At 70.5% G+C, this 21,419-nt stretch carries 19 protein-coding genes; 10 read left to right on the forward strand and 9 right to left on the reverse strand.

What is annotated here, in order from left to right; all coding sequences use genetic code 11:
- Both M3Q35_RS22905 and M3Q35_RS22910 read left to right on the forward strand, forming a co-directional pair.
- A complete protein-coding gene (locus M3Q35_RS22905; RefSeq protein WP_273944064.1) occupies window positions 1-2,334 on the forward strand; it encodes a DEAD/DEAH box helicase in 2,334 nt (777 codons plus the stop codon).
- The gene (locus tag M3Q35_RS22910) at window positions 2,327-3,028 is read left to right on the forward strand and encodes an SWIM zinc finger family protein (protein WP_273944065.1); all 702 of its coding nucleotides are present in this window, start codon (window positions 2,327-2,329) and stop codon (window positions 3,026-3,028) included. The genes M3Q35_RS22905 and M3Q35_RS22910 overlap by 8 nt, the downstream gene beginning before the upstream one ends.
- Here M3Q35_RS22910 and M3Q35_RS48540 read toward each other — a convergent pair.
- Both M3Q35_RS48540 and M3Q35_RS48545 read right to left on the reverse strand, forming a co-directional pair.
- Complete coding sequence (locus M3Q35_RS48540; protein ID WP_337960620.1) at window positions 2,997-3,605, reverse strand: nuclease-related domain-containing protein; 609 nt, start codon at window positions 3,603-3,605, stop codon at window positions 2,997-2,999. The two genes, M3Q35_RS22910 and M3Q35_RS48540, sit on opposite strands and share 32 nt — an antisense overlap.
- Window positions 3,606-3,661: 56 nt before the next feature.
- Window positions 3,662-4,072, reverse strand: coding sequence for a J domain-containing protein (locus tag M3Q35_RS48545; RefSeq protein WP_337960621.1), 411 nt, complete (start codon window positions 4,070-4,072; stop codon window positions 3,662-3,664).
- Between the two features lie 82 nt (window positions 4,073-4,154).
- On the opposite strand from M3Q35_RS48545, the gene M3Q35_RS22920 reads away from it, so the two are divergent.
- Window positions 4,155-4,592 (forward strand): hypothetical protein, encoded by a 438-nt coding sequence (locus M3Q35_RS22920; RefSeq protein WP_273944067.1) that lies wholly within the window; start codon window positions 4,155-4,157, stop codon window positions 4,590-4,592.
- A gap of 25 nt (window positions 4,593-4,617) precedes the next feature.
- Here the strand turns inward: M3Q35_RS22920 and M3Q35_RS22925 are convergent, their stop codons facing one another.
- Window positions 4,618-5,103, reverse strand: a complete 486-nt coding sequence (locus M3Q35_RS22925; RefSeq protein ID WP_273944068.1) for a ClpX C4-type zinc finger protein — start codon at window positions 5,101-5,103, stop codon at window positions 4,618-4,620.
- 47 nt (window positions 5,104-5,150) lie between these two features.
- Between M3Q35_RS22925 and M3Q35_RS22930 the strand changes: the two genes are divergently transcribed.
- The gene (locus M3Q35_RS22930) at window positions 5,151-5,615 is read left to right on the forward strand and encodes a DUF3995 domain-containing protein (protein ID WP_273944070.1); all 465 of its coding nucleotides are present in this window, start codon (window positions 5,151-5,153) and stop codon (window positions 5,613-5,615) included.
- Here the strand turns inward: M3Q35_RS22930 and M3Q35_RS22935 are convergent.
- The 3 genes from M3Q35_RS22935 to M3Q35_RS22945 are packed head-to-tail and all read right to left on the reverse strand — an operon-like array spanning window position 5,524 to window position 8,638.
- Window positions 5,524-6,393 carry an HpcH/HpaI aldolase/citrate lyase family protein gene (locus M3Q35_RS22935; protein WP_273944071.1) on the reverse strand — a complete coding sequence of 290 codons (870 nt, stop codon included), beginning with the start codon at window positions 6,391-6,393 and terminating at the stop codon, window positions 5,524-5,526. The two genes, M3Q35_RS22930 and M3Q35_RS22935, sit on opposite strands and share 92 nt — an antisense overlap.
- Window positions 6,386-7,447: an HpcH/HpaI aldolase/citrate lyase family protein gene (locus M3Q35_RS22940; protein ID WP_273944072.1), complete on the reverse strand. Its 1,062-nt coding sequence runs from the start codon at window positions 7,445-7,447 to the stop codon at window positions 6,386-6,388. Before M3Q35_RS22940 ends, M3Q35_RS22935 begins: the two co-directional genes overlap by 8 nt.
- A gap of 6 nt (window positions 7,448-7,453) precedes the next feature.
- Entirely contained in the window at window positions 7,454-8,638 is a 1,185-nt protein-coding gene (locus M3Q35_RS22945) for a citrate synthase (RefSeq protein WP_273944073.1), read from the reverse strand.
- Window positions 8,639-8,731: 93 nt separating this feature from the next.
- On the opposite strand from M3Q35_RS22945, the gene M3Q35_RS22950 reads away from it, so the two are divergent.
- On the forward strand, window positions 8,732-9,880 hold the full coding sequence (locus M3Q35_RS22950; protein ID WP_273944074.1) for a citrate/2-methylcitrate synthase: 1,149 nt from the start codon (window positions 8,732-8,734) through the stop codon (window positions 9,878-9,880).
- Between the two features lie 15 nt (window positions 9,881-9,895).
- On the opposite strand, the gene M3Q35_RS22955 is transcribed toward M3Q35_RS22950, so the two are convergent.
- Entirely contained in the window at window positions 9,896-10,894 is a 999-nt protein-coding gene (locus M3Q35_RS22955) for a DMT family transporter (protein WP_273944075.1), read from the reverse strand.
- Here M3Q35_RS22955 and M3Q35_RS22960 point away from each other — a divergent pair.
- The 4 genes from M3Q35_RS22960 to M3Q35_RS22975 all read left to right on the forward strand — a co-directional run bounded on the left by M3Q35_RS22960 (window position 10,893) and on the right by M3Q35_RS22975 (window position 18,430).
- A complete protein-coding gene (locus M3Q35_RS22960; protein ID WP_273944076.1) occupies window positions 10,893-12,302 on the forward strand; it encodes an aminotransferase-like domain-containing protein in 1,410 nt (469 codons plus the stop codon). The genes M3Q35_RS22955 and M3Q35_RS22960 overlap by 2 nt on opposite strands.
- Before the next feature lie 360 nt (window positions 12,303-12,662).
- Window positions 12,663-13,145, forward strand: a complete 483-nt coding sequence (locus M3Q35_RS22965; protein ID WP_273944079.1) for an SET domain-containing protein-lysine N-methyltransferase — start codon at window positions 12,663-12,665, stop codon at window positions 13,143-13,145.
- Window positions 13,129-17,190, forward strand: a complete 4,062-nt coding sequence (locus tag M3Q35_RS22970; RefSeq protein ID WP_273944080.1) for a non-ribosomal peptide synthetase — start codon at window positions 13,129-13,131, stop codon at window positions 17,188-17,190. The genes M3Q35_RS22965 and M3Q35_RS22970 overlap by 17 nt, the downstream gene beginning before the upstream one ends.
- Window positions 17,191-17,230: 40 nt before the next feature.
- Complete coding sequence (locus M3Q35_RS22975; protein WP_273944082.1) at window positions 17,231-18,430, forward strand: MFS transporter; 1,200 nt, start codon at window positions 17,231-17,233, stop codon at window positions 18,428-18,430.
- Here M3Q35_RS22975 and M3Q35_RS22980 read toward each other — a convergent pair.
- Together M3Q35_RS22980 and M3Q35_RS22985 are read right to left on the reverse strand one after the other, a co-directional pair.
- Window positions 18,400-18,891, reverse strand: coding sequence for an NlpC/P60 family protein (locus M3Q35_RS22980; protein WP_273944083.1), 492 nt, complete (start codon window positions 18,889-18,891; stop codon window positions 18,400-18,402). The genes M3Q35_RS22975 and M3Q35_RS22980 overlap by 31 nt on opposite strands.
- Window positions 18,892-18,894: 3 nt before the next feature.
- Complete coding sequence (locus tag M3Q35_RS22985; RefSeq protein WP_273944084.1) at window positions 18,895-19,560, reverse strand: peptidoglycan recognition protein family protein; 666 nt, start codon at window positions 19,558-19,560, stop codon at window positions 18,895-18,897.
- A gap of 223 nt (window positions 19,561-19,783) precedes the next feature.
- On the opposite strand from M3Q35_RS22985, the gene M3Q35_RS22990 reads away from it, so the two are divergent.
- Window positions 19,784-21,052: an MFS transporter gene (locus tag M3Q35_RS22990; RefSeq protein ID WP_273944085.1), complete on the forward strand. Its 1,269-nt coding sequence runs from the start codon at window positions 19,784-19,786 to the stop codon at window positions 21,050-21,052.
- The last annotated feature ends 367 nt before the right edge of the window (window positions 21,053-21,419 follow it).

Below are 21,419 nucleotides of genomic sequence, written 5' to 3' on the forward strand. Positions count from 1 at the left end.
GTGGACACTGTCGTCGATGCCACGGTCCGGCAACGGCTTGACGGCATGCGGCTGAGCCGCGGGCGGTCGGAGCTGGACCGGTGGCTCGCGGCGCTGACCGGCGAGCCGAAGTCTTTCCCTGGCCTGGAAAAGCCCCTGGAGGCGTGGCGGGCGGGCGCGGCGTCGGACAGCCCGGTGCGCACGTGTTTCCGGCTCAGCTCGCCCGATCTGGAGGACGACGACTTCTGGCTGCTGGAAGTGCTGTTGCAGTCGGTCGACGACCCGAGCGTGCTGGTGCCGGCCAAGCAGATCTGGCACGGCAACGACGACGTGCTGTACCGGTGGATCGACGATCCGCAGGGGCAGCTGCTGGCCGATCTCGGTCGGGCCAGCCGGCTGCATCGCGGCCTGGAGAAGCTGCTGCGCGAGGCCCGTCCGGCCGAGTTGCGGACCGATGCCGATGGCGCGCATGCCTTTCTGCTCGACGCGGCGCTGCTCACGCAGGCCGGCTTCGCCGTGTTGCTGCCGGCCAAGTGGGGCTATCTCGGCCTGCGGCTGTCGGCCCGCAGTCCGCAGGCCATCGCGACGGTCGGCCGCGAGCGCGGCATGGGCCTCGACCTGCTCGTGGACTACAAGTGGCAGCTGGCCCTGGGCGGCGAGCCACTCACGGAGGCCGAGATGGCCACGCTGGCCGCGGCCAAGGTGCCCCTGGTTCGGCTGCGCGGCCGGTGGCTTCACCTGGACCGCAAACGTTTGGCAGCCGGTCTCGACTACCTGAGCCGGTCGGGTCACGGTCGCATGACCGCCGGCGAGGTGCTGTGGGCCGAGCAGGCCGACCTGCCGCTGCCCGTGACCGATGTGCACGCCGAGGGCTGGCTCGGGTCGCTACTGTCCGAACATGCCGACAAGCGGCTCGAACCCGTGGAGACGCCGGCCGAGTTCGCCGCGACGCTGCGGCCGTACCAGCAGCGTGGGTTGGCGTGGCTGAGCCTGATGGACCGGGTCGGGCTCGGTGCCTGCCTGGCCGACGACATGGGCCTGGGCAAGACAGTTCAGCTGCTGGCGCTGGCCGTGTCGACCGCCGGGCGCGGGCCGACGCTGGTCGTGTGCCCGATGTCGGTGGTCGGCAACTGGCAGCGGGAGGCTGAGCGCTTCGCGCCGACGCTGTCCGTGCACATCCATCACGGCGACGACCGGCTCGACGGCCGTGAGCTGGCCCGGCACGATCTCGTGATCACGACGTACGGCGTGGTCGCCAGGGACGTGGCCACTCTGTCCGAAGTGGACTGGGACCGGGTCGTGCTCGACGAGGCCCAGTACGTCAAGAACAGCTCTTCCGTGCAGGCCAAGGCAGTTCGGGCGCTGCCGGCCCGGCACCGGGTCGCGCTCACCGGCACGCCGGTGGAGAACCGGCTGGCCGAGTTGTGGTCGGTGATGGACTTCCTCAACCCGGGACTGCTGCGCACCGAGAACACGTTCCGCGCGCGGTTCGCCGTGCCGGTGGAGCGCTTCGGCGATCAGGACGCCGCCGCCAAACTGCGCCGGATCACCGGGCCGTTCCTGTTGCGGCGCTTGAAGACCGATCGCACGGTGATCGACGACCTGCCGGAGAAGTTCGAGGTGCGCCAGCTGTGCAACCTCACCGCCGAGCAGGCCACGCTGTACCAGGCCGTGGTGGACGACATGCTCGGCCGGATCCGCGAAAGCCGTGGCATCAAACGCAAGGGCCTCGTGCTGGCGGCGATGACCAAGCTCAAGCAGGTGTGCAACCATCCGGCCCAGCTGCTCGGCGACGGCTCGCCGGTGGCCGACCGCTCCGGCAAGGTGGCACGGCTGGAGGAGATCGTCGAGCAGGTGCTGGCCGACGGGGACAAGGTGCTGTGCTTCACCCAGTTCGTCGCGTTCGGACGGATGCTGGTCGGGCACCTGTCCGGCCGTTTCGGCATCGAGGTTCCGTTCCTCCACGGCGGCACCCCGCAGCGGGCCCGTGACGAGCTCGTCGCCCGTTTCCAGGAGCCCGACGGGCCTTCCGTGCTGCTGGTGTCGCTGAAGGCCGGCGGCACCGGGCTGAATCTCACTGCCGCCAACCATGTCGTGCACCTCGATCGCTGGTGGAATCCGGCGGTCGAGGACCAGGCCACCGACCGGGCGTTCCGGATCGGCCAGCGGCGGGATGTCCAGGTGCGCAAGTTCGTCTGCGTCGGCACGCTCGAGGAACGCATCGACAAGTTGATCGCCGAGAAGCGGGCGCTGGCGCACCTAGTCGTCGGGGCCGGCGAAAGCTGGCTGACCGAGATGTCCACCAGCGAGCTCCGCGAGCTCATCACCCTTGCCCCGGAGGCCGTCGGTGAGTAGCGGCCTCGGCGGCCAGTTCGTCGCCGTCCTCGAATCCCTGGGCATGGCTTCGCGCCTGCGCCAAGGACGTCTGGCCGCCCGCGCCGGGCAGGTGCTCAGCATGTCCTTGTCCACCAGCGTGGTGGTGGCCCAGGTCCAGGACGGGTCGAAGACGCACCGGTGCCGTATCGGCATCAAGGCGTTCACCAAGCCCGAGTGGAACTCCGTCGAGAAAGCCCTTGCCGCCCAAGCGCTCTACACCGCGCGGCTGCTGGCCGGCGAGGTGCCGTACGAGATGTTCGCCGACCTCGGTCTGCGGCTGTTCCCGGACGATCTGCGTGAGCTGGCCATGGACTGCACCTGCGACACGTGGGACATGCCGTGCACGCATCTCGCCGCGGTCTGCCACCTGCTGGCCGAGATGTTCGACCAGGATCCCTTCCAGGCGCTGGCCTGGCGTGGCCGCGGCCGGGACGAACTCCTGTCCCGGCTGGGCGAACTCCGCCGCACCACCCGGGAAACCGCCCCGGTCAAGGGTTTCTGGCGACGGCAGCAGCCCGTCACGGTCGCGGCGGCCGAGCCCGTCGAGCGGCCCGACGCCGTACTGGAAGAGCTCCCCCCGCTGCCACTGGAGCTGCGCGGCGACCGGATCGCCGACCTGCTGCGCCCGGCCTATCGCCGACTCAGGACACCACCCGGTCCAGCACAGTCCTGAACACGTCACGGTCCACAGTGGACGGATCGGCGGCCAGCCACTGGCCCAGTTCGGCGACGAAGCGCTGCGGGCTCATCGGCGGCGCAAGGGCGTCATCCGGGTCGCCGGTGGAGATTTCGCCGGCCCGGCTGGGATAGATCAGCACGGCGCCGCGAACCTCGACGCCCGGCAGCAGCTCCTCGAAGGCGTCGATCGAGTCCTCCAGCCGGACCGCGCCGCCCCGGAACGGGTGGCCGTTGCGCCACATCGCGCCGACCTCGTCGACCTCGTAGTGCCCGGGCAGCCACAGCTTCGACTCGATCAACACGAGCCGGTGCCCGCACAGCACGGCGTGGTCGACATCGGCGAACACGGAGTCGGGCAGACCGAGGCCGTGGAAGATACGCACGCCGGGCAGCCGGGTGAGGTACTTGGCCAGCAGCTCGGCGGTCAGCTTCTCGGCCCGGTCCCCCGGCAGGCCGAACGACTTGCTGGTGCCGATCTCGGCGGTGAACGACTGGTGCTCGCGCTTGGCGGCCAGTAAACCCCGGCCCATGCGGACCAGCACGACCACGGCGGCGGCCAGCAGGAGCAGCACGACGGCCAGTAAAAAGGGGCTCAGGTTGATCGCCAACAGGATGGACAGCAACAGGATCAGGCTGGCCAGCGCCACCACGACGGGGGCGTGACCGGGTCCGACCTGCGGCACGAAGCGCACCCGCTCGCGCACGTCGACCAGCTGCCACCAGGGGATGCCCCGCGGATCGAGCCGCGGCAGTTTCGGCACGTAGTCCGGGTCGTCGCCGAAATCCGCCGCGGCGCCGGTCTTCTGGTCCGCGGCGCGGCGGCCGGCGCGGGCTCGGGCTGGTCGCCGAGGTCGTAGCGGGCCCGCCGGGTGGGGTCGGTCAGCGTCTCGTACGCGAGCTGGAGCAGCCGGAACGTGCCGGCGGTGCCGCCCGCGTCGGGGTGCATGACCTTGGCCAGCGCACGGTAGGCCGACTTCACCTCGGCGGCCGACGCGCCGCGCGGGACTCCGAGCAGTTCGTAGTAGTCGACCTCGGCCACGGCGCACACCCTAGTGCAGCCCGGAAAATGTTGATCATGCAGGCTTCAGGCCAGGTTCAGCCTGATGCCACACAGTGGTGTCATGACACCCAGAACCAGGACGGCACTGATCACCGGCGCCGCGGTGGTGGCCCTGGTGGCGAGCGGCGGCGTGGCCTACGCCGTGAGCAGCACACCGACCAGCAGCCCGACCGCGTCGTCCTCCTCCGCACCCGCGAAGGCCAAGGCCAAGCACCGGCCGCTGCTCGGCCACGTCGCGCACGGCGAGGTCACGCTGAACGGCAAGGACCACAAGGTCGTGGACGTGCAGCGCGGCGAGGTGCAGGCGGTCAGCGCCACGTCGATCAGCGTGAAGAGCGACGACGGCTTCACCGCCACGTACACGATCACCAGCGACACCAAGGTCCGCAAGGGCGGCAAGCAGTCCGCGATCGGCGACGTGCACACCGGCGACAAGGTCGGCATCGTCGCCACCAAGGCCAACGGAACGAGCACGGCGACCCGCGTGGCCGAGAAGTAGTCAACCCGTCCCGGCGGGCCGGACCTCAGCCCTGGGTCGCCAGGACCTCGTCGCAGAACTCCAGGCAGCGGTCGCAGATTCGCACGCCCGCCTGCTCGGCCAGCCAGCCGTCCTCAGCGGCCGGCCGGTCGCAGAACGAGCACTCGGCCGTGCTGGACGTCAGCGGCGGCTGCGCGCGGAACCGCCGCACGCAGCCGTCGCAGACGAAGACGCCCGGGCCGGCGATGAGCCGGTCGACCTCGTCGGCGGTCGAGGCGCAGAACGAGCAGTCGCCGACCTTGAGCCGCGGCTTCCAGCCCTCGGTGCCGCCGGCCTCGTCGATCATCTGGTGCACCCGCTGGTGGCTGATGTCCAGCGCGTCGGCGATCTCGCGCAGCGAGGCGCCGGCCAGGTGCAGCCGCCGCACCGCATGGTGGTAGTCGGCCTTGGCGAGTTCGGTACGATCCTGCGCCTCGGCCCACGCGTCGGCGGCGGCGCGGGCATCGCGCAGCAGGTCACGGTCAACCGGCATCCGTCTACCGTACCTAGACACCTCAGATCCGTCTAGTATCACTGGACATGTGGGGGAAGTTGGCGGCGTGCTGGTGCGCGCTGTTCGCGGCATTGCACGTCTACTGGGCAGTCGGCGGGGGCATCGGCCTCGCCGCCTCGGCCGGCGCTTCGCTGGCCGCCGAGCGGCCGACCTGGTTCGTCCTGTTCGGACTGTGGGGCGTGGCCGCGGTGTTGGTTGCCGGCGCGGCGTTCTGCCTGCTCCGGCACCCGTGGCAGCGGGTCGGCCAGTTCGCCGGGGCCATCCTGGTGGCCCGCGGCGTGCTGGTCGAAGTCACGCTGCTGACCGGGATTTCCGAGGTCAGTGCGGACGAGCGATTCTGGAGCCTGGTGCTGTGGAACCCGTGGTTCGTGCTCGGCGGCGGTTTGTGGCTGGCGGCCTTCAACCAATCGCCTCGACGGCGTCGGCGAGCGCGAGCAGCCGGCGGGCGTCGTCGACGTGCAGGTTCTCGATCATCCGCCCGTCAACGGTGACCACGCCGTCGCCTCGCCCGGTCGCCTCCTCGAAGGCGGCGATGATCCGCCGGGAGCGGTCGACCTCCTGCTCGGACGGCGCGAACGCCTGGTTGCACGGCGCGAGCTGGCTCGGGTGGATCAGCGTCTTGCCGTCGAAGCCGAACTCGCGGCCCTGCCGGCACTCCGCCGCGAAACCGTCGAGATCCTGCACGTCGTTGTAGACGCCGTCGAGGATCTGCTTGCCGTACGCCCGCGCGGCCAGCAGGCACAGCGACAGGCCGGTCAGCAGCGGCGCACGGCCGGGAACGTGCTGCGCGTGCAGCTCCTTGGCCAGGTCGTTGGTGCCCATGACCAGCACCGTCAGCCGGCTGCTGGCGGCGGCGATCTCCTTGACGTGCAGGATCGCCACCGGCGTCTCCACCATGGCCCAGATCTTGGTCCGCTCCGGGGCGCCGGCCTGCTCCAGCATCCGTTCGACGGCATGCACGTCGGCGGCGGAGTTGACCTTCGGCACGACCACGGCATCCGGGCCGGCCTTGGCCGCGGCCCGCACGTCCTCCTCGTGCCAGACCGTGTCGCAGGCGTTGACCCGGACCGTCAGCTCGCGCCGCCCGTACTCCCCGGACGCGACGGCGGCGCAAACCCGCTCGCGCGCGGCCGGCTTGGCGTCGGGGGCGACGGCGTCCTCCAGGTCGAGGATCAGCGCGTCGGCCGGCAGCGTCTTGGCCTTCTCCAGGGCACGCTCGTTGGCACCCGGCATGTACAGCGCCGACCGGCGCGGCCGCAGGTCACTCATGGGACGCCTCCGCGTACGCCTTGGCGAGTTCGGGATCACGCGCCGCAAGGGCGTCGGCCAGCTCGGCGACGACGCGGCACTGCTTGACCGTGGCGTCGTCCTGCATCTTGCCGTCGATCATGACCGCGCCGGTGCCGTCGCCCATCGCGGCGATCACCTTTCGCGCCCACGCCACGTCTTCCGGCGACGGCGAGAACACCCGGCGGGCGATGTCGACCTGCACGGGGTGCAGGCTCCACGCGCCGACGCAGCCGAGCAGGAAGGCGTTGCGGAACTGGTCCTCGCAGGCCACGACGTCACGGATGTCGCCGAACGGCCCGTAGTACGGCAGGATCCCGTGCGCCGCGCAGGCGTCGACCATGCGCGCGACGGTGTAGTGCCACAGGTCCTGCTGGTAGGTCTGCCGGCCGGCGGTCAGGTCGTCGCCAACCGGATCCGTGCGCACGAGGTAGCCGGGGTGGCCGCCGCCGACCCGCGTGGTCTTCATGCGGCGGCTGGCCGCGAGGTCGGCCGGGCCCAGCGACAGGCCCTGCATGCGGGGACTCGCGCCGGCGATCTCCTCGACGTTGGCCACGCCGCGGGCCGTCTCCAGGATGGCGTGCACCAGGATCGGCCTGGTCAGGCCGGCCTTGGCCTCCAGCTGGGCCAGCAACCGGTCGACGTAGTGGATGTCCTCGGCGCCCTCCACCTTCGGCACCATGATCACGTCCAGCTTGTCGCCGACCTCGGTGACCAGCGTGAGCAGGTCGTCGAGACCCCACGGCGAGTCAAGGCTGTTCACCCTGGTCCACAGCTGCGTGTCGCCGAAGTCGGTGGCCTTGGCCACGGCCACCAGCCCGGCCCGGGAGGCCTCCTTGCGGTCCGCCCGCACGGCGTCCTCGAGGTTGCCGAGCAGCACGTCCACCTTGGGCACGAGGTCGGGCACCTTGGCGGCCATCTTCTCGTTGCCCGGGTCGAAGAAGTGGATCATCCGGGACGGCCGGAACGGGATCTCCCGCAGCGGCTGCGGCGCGCCGACCGCGAGCGGCCGGAAGAAGTCCTTGGCGGAACGCATGGCCGATCATCGCTCCGGGCGGACGCCGCTGTACACGCCGAGTGGCCGAAACCTCAGTCCCGGCTCGCCGTACTCCTCGACGGCGTGGGCCAGCCAGCCGGCCGTGCGGGCCAGGGCGAAGATCGTCTCGCCGGCGTCGGGACGCATGCCGTAGGCGTGCATCAAGGCGGCCAACGCCAGGTCGACGTTGGGAAAGGTGTCGGCGGCGACGATCACCGCGTCGACGGTGCCCATCACGTCGGCGGCGTCCGGATGGTTGCGGAGCAGGCCGAGCAGCACGTCGGCGCGGGGGTCGTGGGCGCGGTAGATGCGGTGTCCGAAGCCGGGGATGCCGCCGGCGCGCTGCCGCTCGGCGACGGCGCGCAGCGGGTTGTCCATCGCCTCGGCGAGGAACCGGTAGGCGAGGGTGCTCTGCACGCCGTGGTAGCGGCCGTCCACCGCGCCGAGCCCGGCGGACACCACGGCGTACGGGTGCGCGCGGGCGCTGGCCGCGACGCGGGCGGCGACCGTCGAGACGGCGAGGTCGTGGTCGGCGAGCAGCACCAGGGCGATGTTGAGCAGGCCGATGTCGACCGGGCGGCCGCCGAGTTTGTTGACGAGACGCTGGGCGATCAACGTGCCGGTGGCTTCGCCGTCGCCCGGGAGGGCGTCGGCCAGCACGCCGATGATCTTCTGCCCGGCCCGGACGACGGCCGGCGTGGACAGGTCGAGCCGGAGCGGGTCGACCGCGCCGAGCACCGCGACGGCGACCTTCATCGCGTCGACCGTGCCGGTCCTGGCCGGCAGCGCGGCCAGTGCCGTTCGTACGACCTGGACCAGTGAGTCATATCGGGGGAAATTTCGAGTTTGGTCGAGTTCGCCGGTCCAGAGCAGTCCGGCAACCGCCTCGAAACTGACGGTCAGGGCGAGTTCGCCGGCGTTGCGGCCGCGGTAGAAGAGCAGGTCGTCGTCGAGCAGCGTGAGTTCGGTGCGGATCCGCTCTACCGCGCCGGACGCCTGCCGGGTGTCACGGCCCTTCGCGACGAAATCGTCGATCTCGTCCTGTCGGAAGAAGCTACCGCGACGACCGTCCAGCCTGTGGCTGCGCAGCAGGCCACGGCTGGCGTAGGCGTAGACCGTCGTCTCCTTCACGCCCAACCGGTGCGCCACCTGGGCAGTGGTCAGGTAACGCTCGTCACTCGCGCCGGCCATGACCTGCGACTCCTCATTTTATGTTGACTGTATCAACATTGACAATAGTGGATTGTCAAATCAACAGTGGATCCAGTCGAGATGGAGGTCGAGATGGACGTACCGGCTGGTCTGCGCGACGTCGTGGTCACCACCACCGAGCTGGGTGACGTGCGCGGCGCCGAGGGCTTCTACCACTACCGCGGCTACCCCGCGATCGAGCTGGCCCGGACCAGGACGCTGGAGGACGTCTGGTTCCTGTTCGTGGAGGGCCGACTGCCCGAGGCCGACGAACGAGTCGACTTTGCAAAAAAGGTCGCCGCGCTACGACCGCTGCCGGACGAGGTGCGTGAGGTGTTGCCGGCGATTGCCAAAGCCGGCGAGAAGTTCAATCCACTGGCCGGACTGCGCACGGCGTTGTCGCTGATCGGCGCGGCTCGTGACCTGCCACCGGTGTGGGACGCGACGCCCGCGCGCCGACGGGCCGACGCACTGCTGGTCAGCGCCGTGACGCCGACCATCCTGGCCGCGCTGTACCGACTGCGGTCCGGTTTGCCGGCGCTGGAGCCTCGTGCGGATTTGTCCGCGGCGGCGAACTGGCTCTATCTCGTCACCGGCGAGGTCCCGGACGAAAACCAGGAATCGGCAATTCAGAGCTATCTCGTCTCGACCGTGGACCACGGCTTCAACGCGTCCACGTTCACCGCCCGGGTCGTGGCGTCGACCGGCTCGGACGTCGTCTCCGCGGTGTCCGCCGCGATCGGCGCGTTCGTCGGTCCGCTGCACGGCGGCGCCCCGGACCGCGCGCTGGACAGCCTCGACGAGATCGGCACCCCGGACAAGATCGACGCGTGGGCCCGTGACAAGGTGGCGGCCGACGACCGGATCATGGGCTTCGGCCATGCCGTCTACCGCACCGAGGACCCGCGGGCCCGGATGCTGCGGGAGATCGCGCTGAACCTGGCGGCCCGGGGCTTCGCGCCCGAGCTGGCCGACTTCGCCGTCACCGTCGAGCGGCGGATCGTCGAGATCCTGGCCGAGTTGAAACCCGGCCGGCAGTTGTACGCCAACGTCGAGTTCTACGCCGGCGTCGTGATGGAGCAGTGCGGTCTGCCGCGCTCCATGTTCACGCCGACGTTCGCCGCCAGCCGGGTCATCGGCTGGTCCGCGAACGTGCTCGAGCAGGCCGGCGGCGGCAAGGTCATCCGACCCGCCGCCCGCTACGTCGGCCCGCCGGCACCCCAACCGGTGCCGGCGGCCTAGTCGACACCGGCTGACTCATCTGGCCCGCTGGGTCAGGATCACGCAGCCGAGCACGACGAGCGCCACCACCACCGTGACGACGTCGATGTGCTCGCCCAGCAACAAGGCCGACCAGGCCAGGGTCAGCACCGGCTGGATGGCCTGGATCTGGCCGATCCGGGCCACGCCACCGCGGCCCAGGCCCGCGTACCAGGCGAAGAAGCCCAGGAACTGGGAGATCACCGCCACGTAGGCGAAGCCGGCCCAGGCCAGGGCCGGGGCGGCGGCCAGGCCGTGGGCGCTGACGACGGCGACCGGAATCGTCACCGGCAGCGCCAGAACCAGCGCCCACGAGATCGTCCGAGCGCCACCGAGGTCACGGGAGAGGACGCCGCCCTCGGCGTAGCCCAGTGCGCACACCACTACGGCGGCAAGGAACCACAGGTCGGCGGCCCGAAAGCCGCCGGCCATGCCGCCGGAGACGGCGACGAACGTCAGCACCGCCGCGAAGCCCGCGCCGGCGGCCAGCCAGAACTTCGGCGACGGCCGCTCGCCGCCACGCACCACGGCGAACACGGCGGTGGCCGCCGGCAGCAACGCGATGACCACGGCCCCGTGGGCAGCGGTCGCCTGGGTCAGGGCAATGGAAGTCAACGTCGGGAAGCCGATCACCACGCCGAACGCCACCACGACCAGTCGCCGCAGCTGGGCGGCGGTCGGCCACTGAAAGCCGACCGCTGGCCGCCTGACCAGCACGGATACCGACTGACCGGCAGCCGACCGGGACGCGGGGAAGGCTGCTCGAGCACCGGACCGGGTCCACGCGAGGCGCGGCACGCCGGATAACACCAGGTAGCCGATAGCCAACCCACCGGCGACCGCGGCCCGGCCGAACGACATGAACCACGGGTCGAGGAAGGCAACGGAGTACCTGGTGACGGGCAGGGTGAGGCTGAAGGCCAGCACCCCGAGCGCGCCGAGCGCGATGCCGGACGTTACCCGACCGGGGGCAGTAACGTTATCCTTGGCTCTCATGAATGAGGATAACGCAGAGCAGGGTGTTATCCGACTCCTGCGCACCGCCGTCCACCAGGTGGGACCGGGCGGACGGCTGCCGTCGGTCCGGAAGATCATGGCTGAGCTGCGGGTGTCGCCGGTGACCGTGCAGCACGCGATGCGCCGGCTGACCGCCGAGGGTGTTATCGAGGTCCGGGCCAGCAAGGGGGCCTACGCGGCGGCCAGGCGGCCGACGGCGGTGGTGCCGGACCTGGAGTGGCAGTCGGTGGCGCTGGGGGCGAAGCCGCCGGGCGACGAGTCGTTGCGTGACCTGCTGGCCCTGCCGGAGCTCGACAAGGTGCCGATGTCGGGCGGTTATCTCGATCCGGAGCTGCAACCGGTAGCAGCGCTAGGGGCTGCATTGGGCCGGGTGTCGAGGCGGCCCGAAGCCTGGGCGCGCGGTCCGGTCGAGGGCCGGGAAGAGCTGCGGGCGTGGTTCGCCCGTGAGGCCGGCGGCGCGTTCCGGGCCGGCGACATGGTCGTGTGCCCCGGCGGCCAGGCGGCGTTGTCGACGGCCTTCCGGGCGTTGACCGGTCCCGGCGACCCGGTCCTGGTCGAGGCTCCGACCTATCTCGGCGCAATCGCGACAGCCCGAAGCGCCGGCCTTCGCGTAGTGCCGGTGCCGGCCGACGCCGACGGTGTCCGGCCGGATCTGCTGGCCGCGACGTTCGAGCGCACCGGCGCGAAGGTCTTCTACTGCCAGCCGCTGTACGCCAATCCGCACGGGGCCGTGCTGTCCCGTGAGCGGCGACCGGAGGTGCTAGCGGTGCTAGCGAAGTTCGGGGCGTTCCTCATCGAGGACGACTATGCCCGCGACCTGGTCATCGACGGCACCGCGCCGCCCCCGCTGGCCGCCGACGACGTGCACGGACACGTCATCTACCTGCGCTCGCTGACCAAGACCGCCGCCCCCGGACTACGGGTGGCCGCCATCGGCGCCCGCGGCGCCGCCGGCGCCCGGTTGCGCTCGGCCCGAGTCATGGACGACTTCTTCGTCGCCGGACCCCTACAGCTAGCAGCACTAGAATTCCTGTCATCGCCAGCGTGGCAGCGCCACCTGACCTCCCTGCGCCCCGCCCTCAAAGCCCGGCGCGACGCCCTCCTCACCGCCGTCGCCACCGAGCTCCCCCAGTTTCACCCCGTCACCGTTCCTCGGGGCGGCATGCAGGCGTGGCTTCGCCTCCCCGACGGCGTCGACGACCTCGCCCTGACCACCGCCGCTGCTGCCCAGGGCGTCGTCGTCTCCGCCGGCCGTCCTTGGTACGCCGCCGACCCACCCGCCCCACACCTGCGCCTCACCTTCGCCGGCGCACCCCCCGAGGTGCTCACCGACGGCATCCGTCGCCTGGCCCACGCCGCCCGCGCGATCGGCATACCTCCCGGCTAGCCGCCCCGTCACCTCTCCGCGGGCGAGCCACCAGCGGCGCTGACCAACCCGGTACGCCGGCCGGCCCACGTCACCTGGCTGCCGGCACACCCCTGGGTGGCCGGTCTTGGCCGACCGCGGCGGCCGCCGCGAAAGTCGCGGTCGGCCGCCCCGGTACGCCGCCGGCCCGCCACGCCGGCGCGCTCACCAGGTGCTGATCGACAGCTTCGACCGACGGCGGCCCGGCCACCGCGGCTGTCGGGATACCGGCCGAATAGTCAATCTGCCGCCGATTTCCGGATGTAACACCTGCTCACCGGTGAACCGGCGGGCCGAGCCGACACGTACTCATCACCGGAAACGAGCAGGGAGGACCCGGTGATGACAGCCACGGACGGATTTGCGGTCGTACGGGCGGACAGCGAATTCAAACTTGTCGCGCTCCGCGATTTCCCGGCCGGCAGCCGGCTATTCGCGGTGGAGGGGCAGATCACCGAGGAGCCGACCCGCTATTCGGTGCAGGTGGGCGCGGGCATCCACCTCGACCTGCCCGGCGGGCACGCCCCCGAGGAGCTGATGGACCGCTTCTTCTGGCGGTTCACCAACCACAGCTGCGCGCCCAACGCCCAGCTGCGCGGCCGGGACTTCTTCGCGCTGCGGCCGATCGAGCCGTGGCAGGAGATCACGTTCCACTACGAGAGCACCGAGTACGAGATGGCCGAGCCGTTCGACTGCCACTGCGGGGAAAGCGCCTGCCGCGGCCGGATCGAGGGCTTCCGGTACCGCACCGAGGACGAGCGCGAGCAGCTGCGCCCGATGCTGGCGGACCACCTGCTGTCCATGCTCAATGTCGTCCACCGCTGAGCGCCCGACCGTCCTGCACGAGTTCTTCGCGCAGGCAGCGGTGCGCTGGGGAGACGCCGTCGCGGTGGACGTGCCGCCGGCGGCGTCCCGACCGGCCCGCGACACGCTGACCTACGCGGAGCTCAAGCACGAGTCGGAGCTGCTGGCCGGCGTGGTGCACCTGGCGGTCGGCCGCGGCGCGGTCGCGGCGATCATGCTGGGGCGCACCACGCCGCGCCTGTACGTGGCCCAGCTGGCGGTGCTGCGCTCGGCCGCCGCCTACGTGTGCATCGACCCGGCGTTCCCGGACGACCAGGTCACGCACATCCTCAGCGACTCGAGGGCCCGGGCGCTGCTGACCGACGCGGCCGGCGCGGAGCGGGCGAGCCAGATCGGCTATCCCGGCCCGATCATCCGCGTCGACCTGCCGCTGACCACGCCGGCGCTGCCGCTGCCCGAACCGCCGTCGCCCGACGACGTCGCGTACATCATCTACACCTCGGGCAGCACCGGCCGCCCCAAGGGCGTGATGATCCAGCACCGGGGCGCCGCCAACCTGGTCGGCGGGGACGTCGAGGAGTTCGACCTCGGGCCGGGAGACCGTGTGGCGCAAGGGTCTTCGCCGGCCTACGACTCCTCGATCGAGGAGATCTGGATGGCGCTGGCCACCGGCGCCACGGTGGTCTCGATGGACGACGAGACGGCCCGCCTTGGCCCGGATCTGGTGCCCTGGCTGCGCAATGAGCGGATCACCGTGCTCTGCCCGCCGCCGACCCTGTTGCGCGCCACCGGTTGTGCCGATCCGCGCACGGAGTTGTTGCACCTGCGACTGTTGTACGTCGGCGGCGAGGCGCTGCCGGATGATGTGGCGGAACGCTGGTCGCGCGGCCGCCGGATGGTCAACGGCTACGGCCCGACCGAGTGCACGGTCACGTGCATGCGGCAGGACATCGCGCCCGGTGAGGCGGTGGCGATCGGCCGTCCGGTGCCGGGCATGCGCGCCCACGCCCTCGACGAACAGCTGAAACCCGTTGCCCCGGGCGACAAGGGCGAGCTGTGCATGAGCGGCCCCGGGCTGGCGCTCGGCTATCTCAACCAGCCGGAGCTGACCAAGACGAAGTTCGTCGACCACCCGGAGCTGGGCCGGATCTACCGCACCGGCGACCTCGTGCACGCCGACCCGGACGGCACCTTCTTCTATCACGGCCGCATCGACTCGCAGGTCAAGCTGCGGGGTTACCGGATCGAGCTGGAAGCCATCGAGGCCGTGCTGGCCCAGTGCCCCGGCATCCGCGAAGCGGCCTGCCGCGTGCAGGGCGAAGGTGCCACGGAAATGCTTGCCGCGCACGTGGTTCCGGACGATCCGCGCAAGCCGCCGCATGTCGAGACGCTCAAGGCCGAACTGCGCAAGGCACTTCCGACCTACATGATGCCGGGCGCATTCGGCATCATCGACGACCTTCCCCGCACGGCCGGCGGAAAGCTCCGCCGCACCGAGCTGCCCGTGCTCAAATCGCAGCGCACGACCAGCACGCAACCGGCGCCGACCGATCCGATTGCCTTGTTCATCGCGGAATCCGTGCAGGCCGTGCTACAACTTCCCGGACTGCCCGGCACCAACGACGACTTCTTCACCGACCTCGGCGGCAGCTCGCTCAACGGCGCCATGCTGATCACCAAGCTGCGCACCAATTCCGCCACCGCGTCGATCACCGTGCGCGACCTGTACGAGACGCGCACGATCGGCCAGCTGATCGGCCGGGCCGTGCCGGACACGGAAATCGTTGGCAATCAACGGGAACGACACACCGTCGACGTGATCGGCGCGACCATCGCGCAGGCGCTGTGGCTGCTGCTCGAGCTCGCCTTCGGCTCGATCATCGCCTACTTCGTCACGTTCCAGGCGCTGCCGTGGGTGGCCACGCAGATCACGCTGACCGGCATGATCTTCCTCGCGCCGGTGGTGCTCAGCGTGGTGCGGCTGGCCATCACGCCGCTGTCCATCGAGATCGCGGTGCGGGCCAAGAAGGTCCTGATCGGACAGTACAAAGCGGTGCGCACGCCGGTGTGGAGCCCGTTCCACGTCCGGATCTGGCTGGTCCGGCAGTTCATGCGGTTCATCCCGTGGGGCACCATCGCCGGCACCGAGTACACGTCGGTCGTGCTGCGCAAGCTGGGCGCCAAGATCGGCGAGCGGGTGCACATCCACCGCGGCGTCAACCTCCAGCAGGGCGGCTGGGACCTGCTGGAGATCGGCGACGACGTCACGATCAGCCAGGACGCCTCGCTCGGCCTCGTGCATCTGGAACAGGGCCAGGTGGTGATCGGCCCGGTGACGGTCGACAGCGGCGCGGTGATCGACATCCGGGCCGGCGTCGACCCGCACACCCGGGTCGGCCGCAACGCCTGGCTGTCACCGTTGTCCCATCTGTCAAAGGGAAGCACCGTGCCCGATGGCGAACGCTGGGACGGCGCACCGGCCAGGCCGGCCGGCCTGGCCGGCGAACCGCCGACCGTGAGCGGTCGCACGCTCTCGCCGCGCGGCCACGGCCTGGCGATGATCCTCTGCCGCAACCTGCTCGGTCTGGCGCTGTCGATCCCGTTCGTCTTCGTCGCCGGCTTCCTCGTGGCCAAACTGGGCCTGACCTACGACAGTCTCCTTACGGCGCTGAAGAATCCGCTCGATCACATCGCGCTGCTCGCCATACTCGGCGTCTGCGCGTGCCTCTCGCTGGTGTACGAAGTCGCGCTGGAGGCCATCGCCGCCCGGGCGCTCGGACCCGTCCTGCCCGGCGCGATCAGCCGGTACAGCCTCGGCTACATCCGCGTGTGGCTGAAGACCGGCCTGGTCGACTCGGCCGGGAAATGGCTGTCCGGCGGCATCTTCTGGCCGGTGTGGCTGCGCGCCGCCGGCATGAGGGTCGGCTCCGGCTGCGAGATCAGCACGATCATCGACGTGGTCCCGGAGCTGGTCACCATCGGCCCCGACACGTTCTTCGCCGACGGCATCTACCTGTGCGGGCCGCGGATCCAGCGCGGCACGGTCGTGCTGGACGAGGTCGAGCTGGGCGCCAACACCTTCCTCGGCAACCACGCCGTGATCGCCGCCGGCCAGCAGCTGCCGTCGGACATCCTGATCGGCATCTCCACGGTGGCCGACGACCGGCTCATCCGGCCCGGCACCTCCTGGTTCGGCCATCCGCCGTTCGAGCTGCCGCAGCGCGAGATCGTCAGCGTCGACCGGTCGCTGACCCACGAGCCGTCACTGATCCGCGTGATCAACCGGAACTTCTGGGAGTGGCTCCGGTTCACCCTGCCGCTGGTCCCGCTGGCCGCCGTGGCACTGTGGACGGCCGGCATCGACAAGGCCGACGAACTCCTTGACACGCCGGCGTTTCTGCTGCTCGGTGTGCCGGCGGTCAGCTTCCTGACCGGCGCCTTCCTGTGCCTGACCGTGCTGGTGATGAAGTGGGCCCTGCTCGGCCGGGTCAAGGAGGGCATCCACCCGCTGTGGTCGTGCTGGTGCAGCCGCTGGGACTTCCTCTATGTGGCTTGGGGTTTCATCGCCGGCAAGCCGCTGTCGGCGATGGAGGGCACACTGCTGCTGCCGATCTACCTGCGGTGGATCGGCGTGAAGATCGGCAAGAAGGTGGCGCTGGGCGAGGGTTTCGCCCAGATCGTCGACCCGGACATGCTGGAGTTCGGCGACGGCGCGACGGTGAACGCCATGTTCCAGGCGCACACCTTCGAGGACCGCGTGCTCAAGATCGGTCACGTCAAGGTCGGCGCACATTCCACCCTCGGCGACGCCACGGTTCCGTTGTACGGGGCGGTGGTCGGCGAGCACACCACGGTCGCCCCGCACAGCGTGATCATGAAGCATGAGCACCTGCTGCCCGGACTGCGTTACGAGGGCGCGCCGACCCGGCGACGCGGCGACGACGACGTCGAACCGGTCGACATCGGCCGCCAGGAGCTCGAAGGTCCACTGTGGAGCGTGCAGCCGGTGGTGGTCGGCGTGGCCCGGCACCGGATCCCGCGGCCGAAGGCACGCAAGTCCGGGTAATGGCGAGACGGGTGGCCGACCGACGATCTAAGGTCACCCTGTGTCGCAACGGAGAACGCTCGCTGTGCTGGTGGCCGCGCAGATCACCGGCAGCATCGGGATCGGCGCGTCGGTGTCGGTCGGCGCGGTGCTGGCCGCCGACCTGTCCGGCTCCGCCGCGTGGTCGGGCAGCGCGTCCACCATGACCACGCTCGGCGCGGCCGTGTGGGCATTACCCCTGGCCAGGGTGGCCGCCGCGCGCGGACGGCGGCTCGCGCTCAGCCTCGGCTGGGCGGTGTCCATGCTCGGCGCGCTGCTGGTCATCCTGGCGGCCTCCATCCACTCGTTTCCGTTGACGCTGCCGGCAATGCTGTTGATGGGCGCCGGCACCGCGGCCAATCTCCAGTCCCGGTTCGCCGCCACAGACCTGGCCGATCCCCGCCACCGCGGCCGGTCGCTGGCGCTGGTCGTGTGGTCGTCCACCATCGGCGCGGTCGGCGGCCCCAACCTGACCAAGCCCGGCGCGTCGGTCGCCGAGGTGCTCGGTATTCCCCCGCTGGCCGGCCCGTTCGTCTTCTCCGCGGTCGCGGCCGCCGGCGCCGTGATCGTACTTTTTGTCCTGCTACGGCCCGATCCGTTGGCCCGCAACGGCTCCGCCGGCCGCAACCTCCGTGTCGGCTGGGAGGTCATCAAATCCTCGCCCCAGGCCCGATTCGGCGTCGCCACATTGGCCTTCTCGCACACCACCATGGTGTCGCTGATGGCCATGACCCCGGTTCACATGCAGGAGCACGGTTCCACGCTGACCATCATCGGCCTGACCATCAGCCTGCACATCGCCGGCATGTACGCGCTGTCACCGGTCATGGGCTGGATCGCCGACCGTTGGGGCCGCGTCCGCACCGTCCTGGCCGGCCAGGCCGTCCTCGTGCTCGCCGTGGTCCTGGCCGCCACCGCCGGCGACTCCATGACCATGGTCACCGTCGCCCTGATCACCCTCGGCCTCGGCTGGTCCATGTCCACCGTGGCCGGCTCCACCCTCGTCGCCGACTCCGTCGAACTGGCCCGCCGGCCCGCCGTGCAGGGCGTCTCCGATCTGCTCATGAGCCTCGTCGGCGCGACCGGAGCCGCCCTGGCCGGCGTCGTCCTGTCCGTACTGACCTACAGCGGCCTGAGCCTGGCCGCCGGCCTGCTGGTGCTGCCGGTGATCCTGTTCGGCGTCGCCGCCCGTCAGAACCAGGGGTTGGACCAGCCGAGGTAGTGGCCGCCCCACTTGCTCTCGATGGTGGCGATGGTGGTCTCGCTGAGCTTGCCGGCGGCCACGATGTCGTTGGAGACGAACTTGCCGTTGCCGATGGAGATCATCACGTGGCCGGCGGTGCTGTTGGGGATGCTGAAGAAGGCCAGGCCGCCGGCCGGCACCGTGGTGCCGGAGTGCTTGTACCGGCTGGGCGTGGCCGACCAGTGCGCGGCAGCGCTGTTGTGGCCGCTGGCCGAGCGACCGTAGGCCAGGGCGACGACGTGGTCACAGCGGTGGTCGTAGTCGGAACTGGTGACACCGACATGGTTCTTGGCCCACGTGACGGCCTGGGCGCAGGTGTGCGGATTGCTGGTGGCGGGGCTGCCGCAGGTCGCCGCGGCCGGGGCGGCAACGGCGGGCGCGGCGATGGCGACCGGGGCGGTCAGCAGCGCGGCGGCCAGCAGTAAGGCCTTGACCTTCATGGATCATCCTCCCAGGTGGCTGGCGACGTCCCGGCGCAGCTGCGGCAGCATGCGGTACAGCACGTCGCCCGGACAGTCGGTGGCGACGTAGTCGCGGTGGCCCTGAATGGCGTTGGGCGAGATCGAGTACTGGTCGCAGACGTAGGCGCACAGCGTCACCAGCGAGTTCCACAGCTTGGCCGGCGGCTGGGTGGCCATGTAGTTGCCCTCGTTCTCGATCCCGATGGCGATGTCGTTCTGGCCGGGGCAGTGCGCCGCCCGCACGATCTCCGTGCCGCCGCGCAGCGTGGACAGGCTGTTGTGCCGGCCCTCCATCACGATGCCGCCGCGGGTGTTGGTGAAGTGCTGGCCGGTGTCGCTCCAGTGGTTGTCGTCCATGTGGTGGTTCTGGATGGACCGGGCCAGCGCGAAGGCGTGGGCCTGCGAGTAGTCGGTGCTGTTCGGCGTGTCGGTGTGGTGGATGAGGATCCGCACCGCCTTGTGCGGCAGCACCGTCAGCGGGTCGGCCGGCGGCCGCGCGCCCCAGGCCGAGCAGCCGTAGATCGTCGGCGCGGTCGCCGCCGACGCCGTGCCCATGCCCAGGGCCGCACCGCCCAGCGCGATGCCGGTGAGGGCGGCCGACCGCAGCAGGGTCCGCCGGTCAAGGAAGTCGCGCTCCGAGTTCTCCATTCCGTCAGGTCACCACAGCCTTCCGCCGCTTCGACCGGGATTCGGCGAAAGGTCACGCAAAGGCCCGCCTCGACATGTTTGGCCGCGGGTGGACAGGCCGGGCGTCCATCCGGCGGTCACCGACCGGACGTTCGGGCAGGTCTGCGGTCACGCCGCCGAGCGGCGCTTCGCACGGCGGCCTCGATCGGACATGCTTGACGGAAAGCGACCGGAAGGACACGCGATGGCAACGGTGGAACAGCGGCATCGGCTGCCGGTGCGGGTGCTGGTCGCGGCCAGTGTCGGCAACGCGATCGAGTGGTACGACTGGACGATCTACGCGACGTTCAGCATCTACTTCGCGAAGGTGTTCTTCCCGGCCGGCAACGACGTGCTGGCCCAGCTGAACACGGCGGCGACGTACGCGCTGGCGTTCTTCTTCCGGCCGCTGGGCGGGTACCTGCTGGGCCGGTGGGCCGACAGCCGGGGCCGCAAGCCGGCGATGATCGGCACGATCCTGCTGATGGCCGGCGGCTCGCTGGTGATCGCGGTGCTGCCGGGCTTCGAGCAGGCGGGCTGGCTGGCGCCGATACTGCTGCTGCTGGCACGAATCGCCCAAGGGCTGTCCCTGGGCGGTGAAGTGTCGAACGCCTCGGCCTACCTGGGTGAGATAGCCCCGCCGGAGCGCCGCGGCAGGTACTCGGCTTTCTTCTACATCTCAACGGGTTCGGCGGTGCTGCTGGCCTCGATCCTGGGCTTCACGTTGGCCCACACCATGTCGGCGGCGACGCTGACCGCCTACGGCTGGCGCATACCGTTCGTCGTGGGCGGCGTGCTCGGCCTGGTGGGGCTGGTGCTGCGTAGCACGCTGAAGGAGACGGAACCGTTCGCGCAGAACAAGGTCCGGGTGAAGGACCCGCTGCGCACGACGCTGCGCGAACACCCGAAGGCGGTGGGCTGGCTGGTCGGCACGACGGCGGTGTCGACGCTGGTCTACTACACGTACTTCAGCGCCCTGACGCCGTTCGCGGTGAACAGCCGGCACGCGGCGGCGCAAGACGTCTTCCTGGCGCTGTCGATCGGCACGGCGCTGTTCGTCGCGCTCCAGTACCCGTTGGGCGCACTGGCTGATCGGTTCGGCCGTAGGCCGCAGATGCTCGTCTTCACCGGGGCGACGGCGGTGCTGAGCGTGCCGCTGTCCACGCTGATCGGCCCGGGCCTGGCCGGCCTGACGCTGGTGTTCTGCGTCGGCCTCGGCCTGTACACGGCGCAGACCTCGATCGCGCCGGCGCTGCTGAGCGAGCTGTTCCCGACGAAGGTCCGGGCCGCCGGCATCGGCGCCTGGTACAACATCACGGTCGCGGTGCTCGGCGGCACGGCGCCGCTGGTGATCAACGCGCTGGCCGCGGCCGGGCTGTCCACGCTGTTCTTCTGGTATCTGACGGCGATCGCGGTGATCGGCTTCCTCGTGGTGCTCACGCTGCCGGAGACCAAGGGCAAGACCCTGACCTAGATTTCACCCTGGCGTCGGCGGTCGATATGCGCACGGTAGCCGGTCGTCTCGGCGCGATAACGGCGTCAGCCAGCGCAGACGCCGCACAGTGGGCCGTTCGGGCTATTGCCGACAAAATCACCCGGACAGCCAAGAGACCCCCTGCCGGCCCAACGGTTGCCGCCGAACCGACTACCGTGCGCAGCGCCCGGCGGCGATCACCGTGGCAACCGGACCGGCGCTGTGCCAATCGAAGTCGCCGAACTCCGTCGGTTCAACAGGATTTCGCGTGAAAGTCGCGTCTTCCTGGCCCGGGTACGCTGCCGGGCGGGTGGATCGTCGGCACGAGGAGGCTCACCATGGGAGATGTTCCTGCATTTCCCCACGG

This window comes from Kutzneria chonburiensis (assembly GCF_028622115.1).
GTDB classification, from domain to species: Bacteria; Actinomycetota; Actinomycetes; order Mycobacteriales; family Pseudonocardiaceae; genus Kutzneria; species Kutzneria chonburiensis.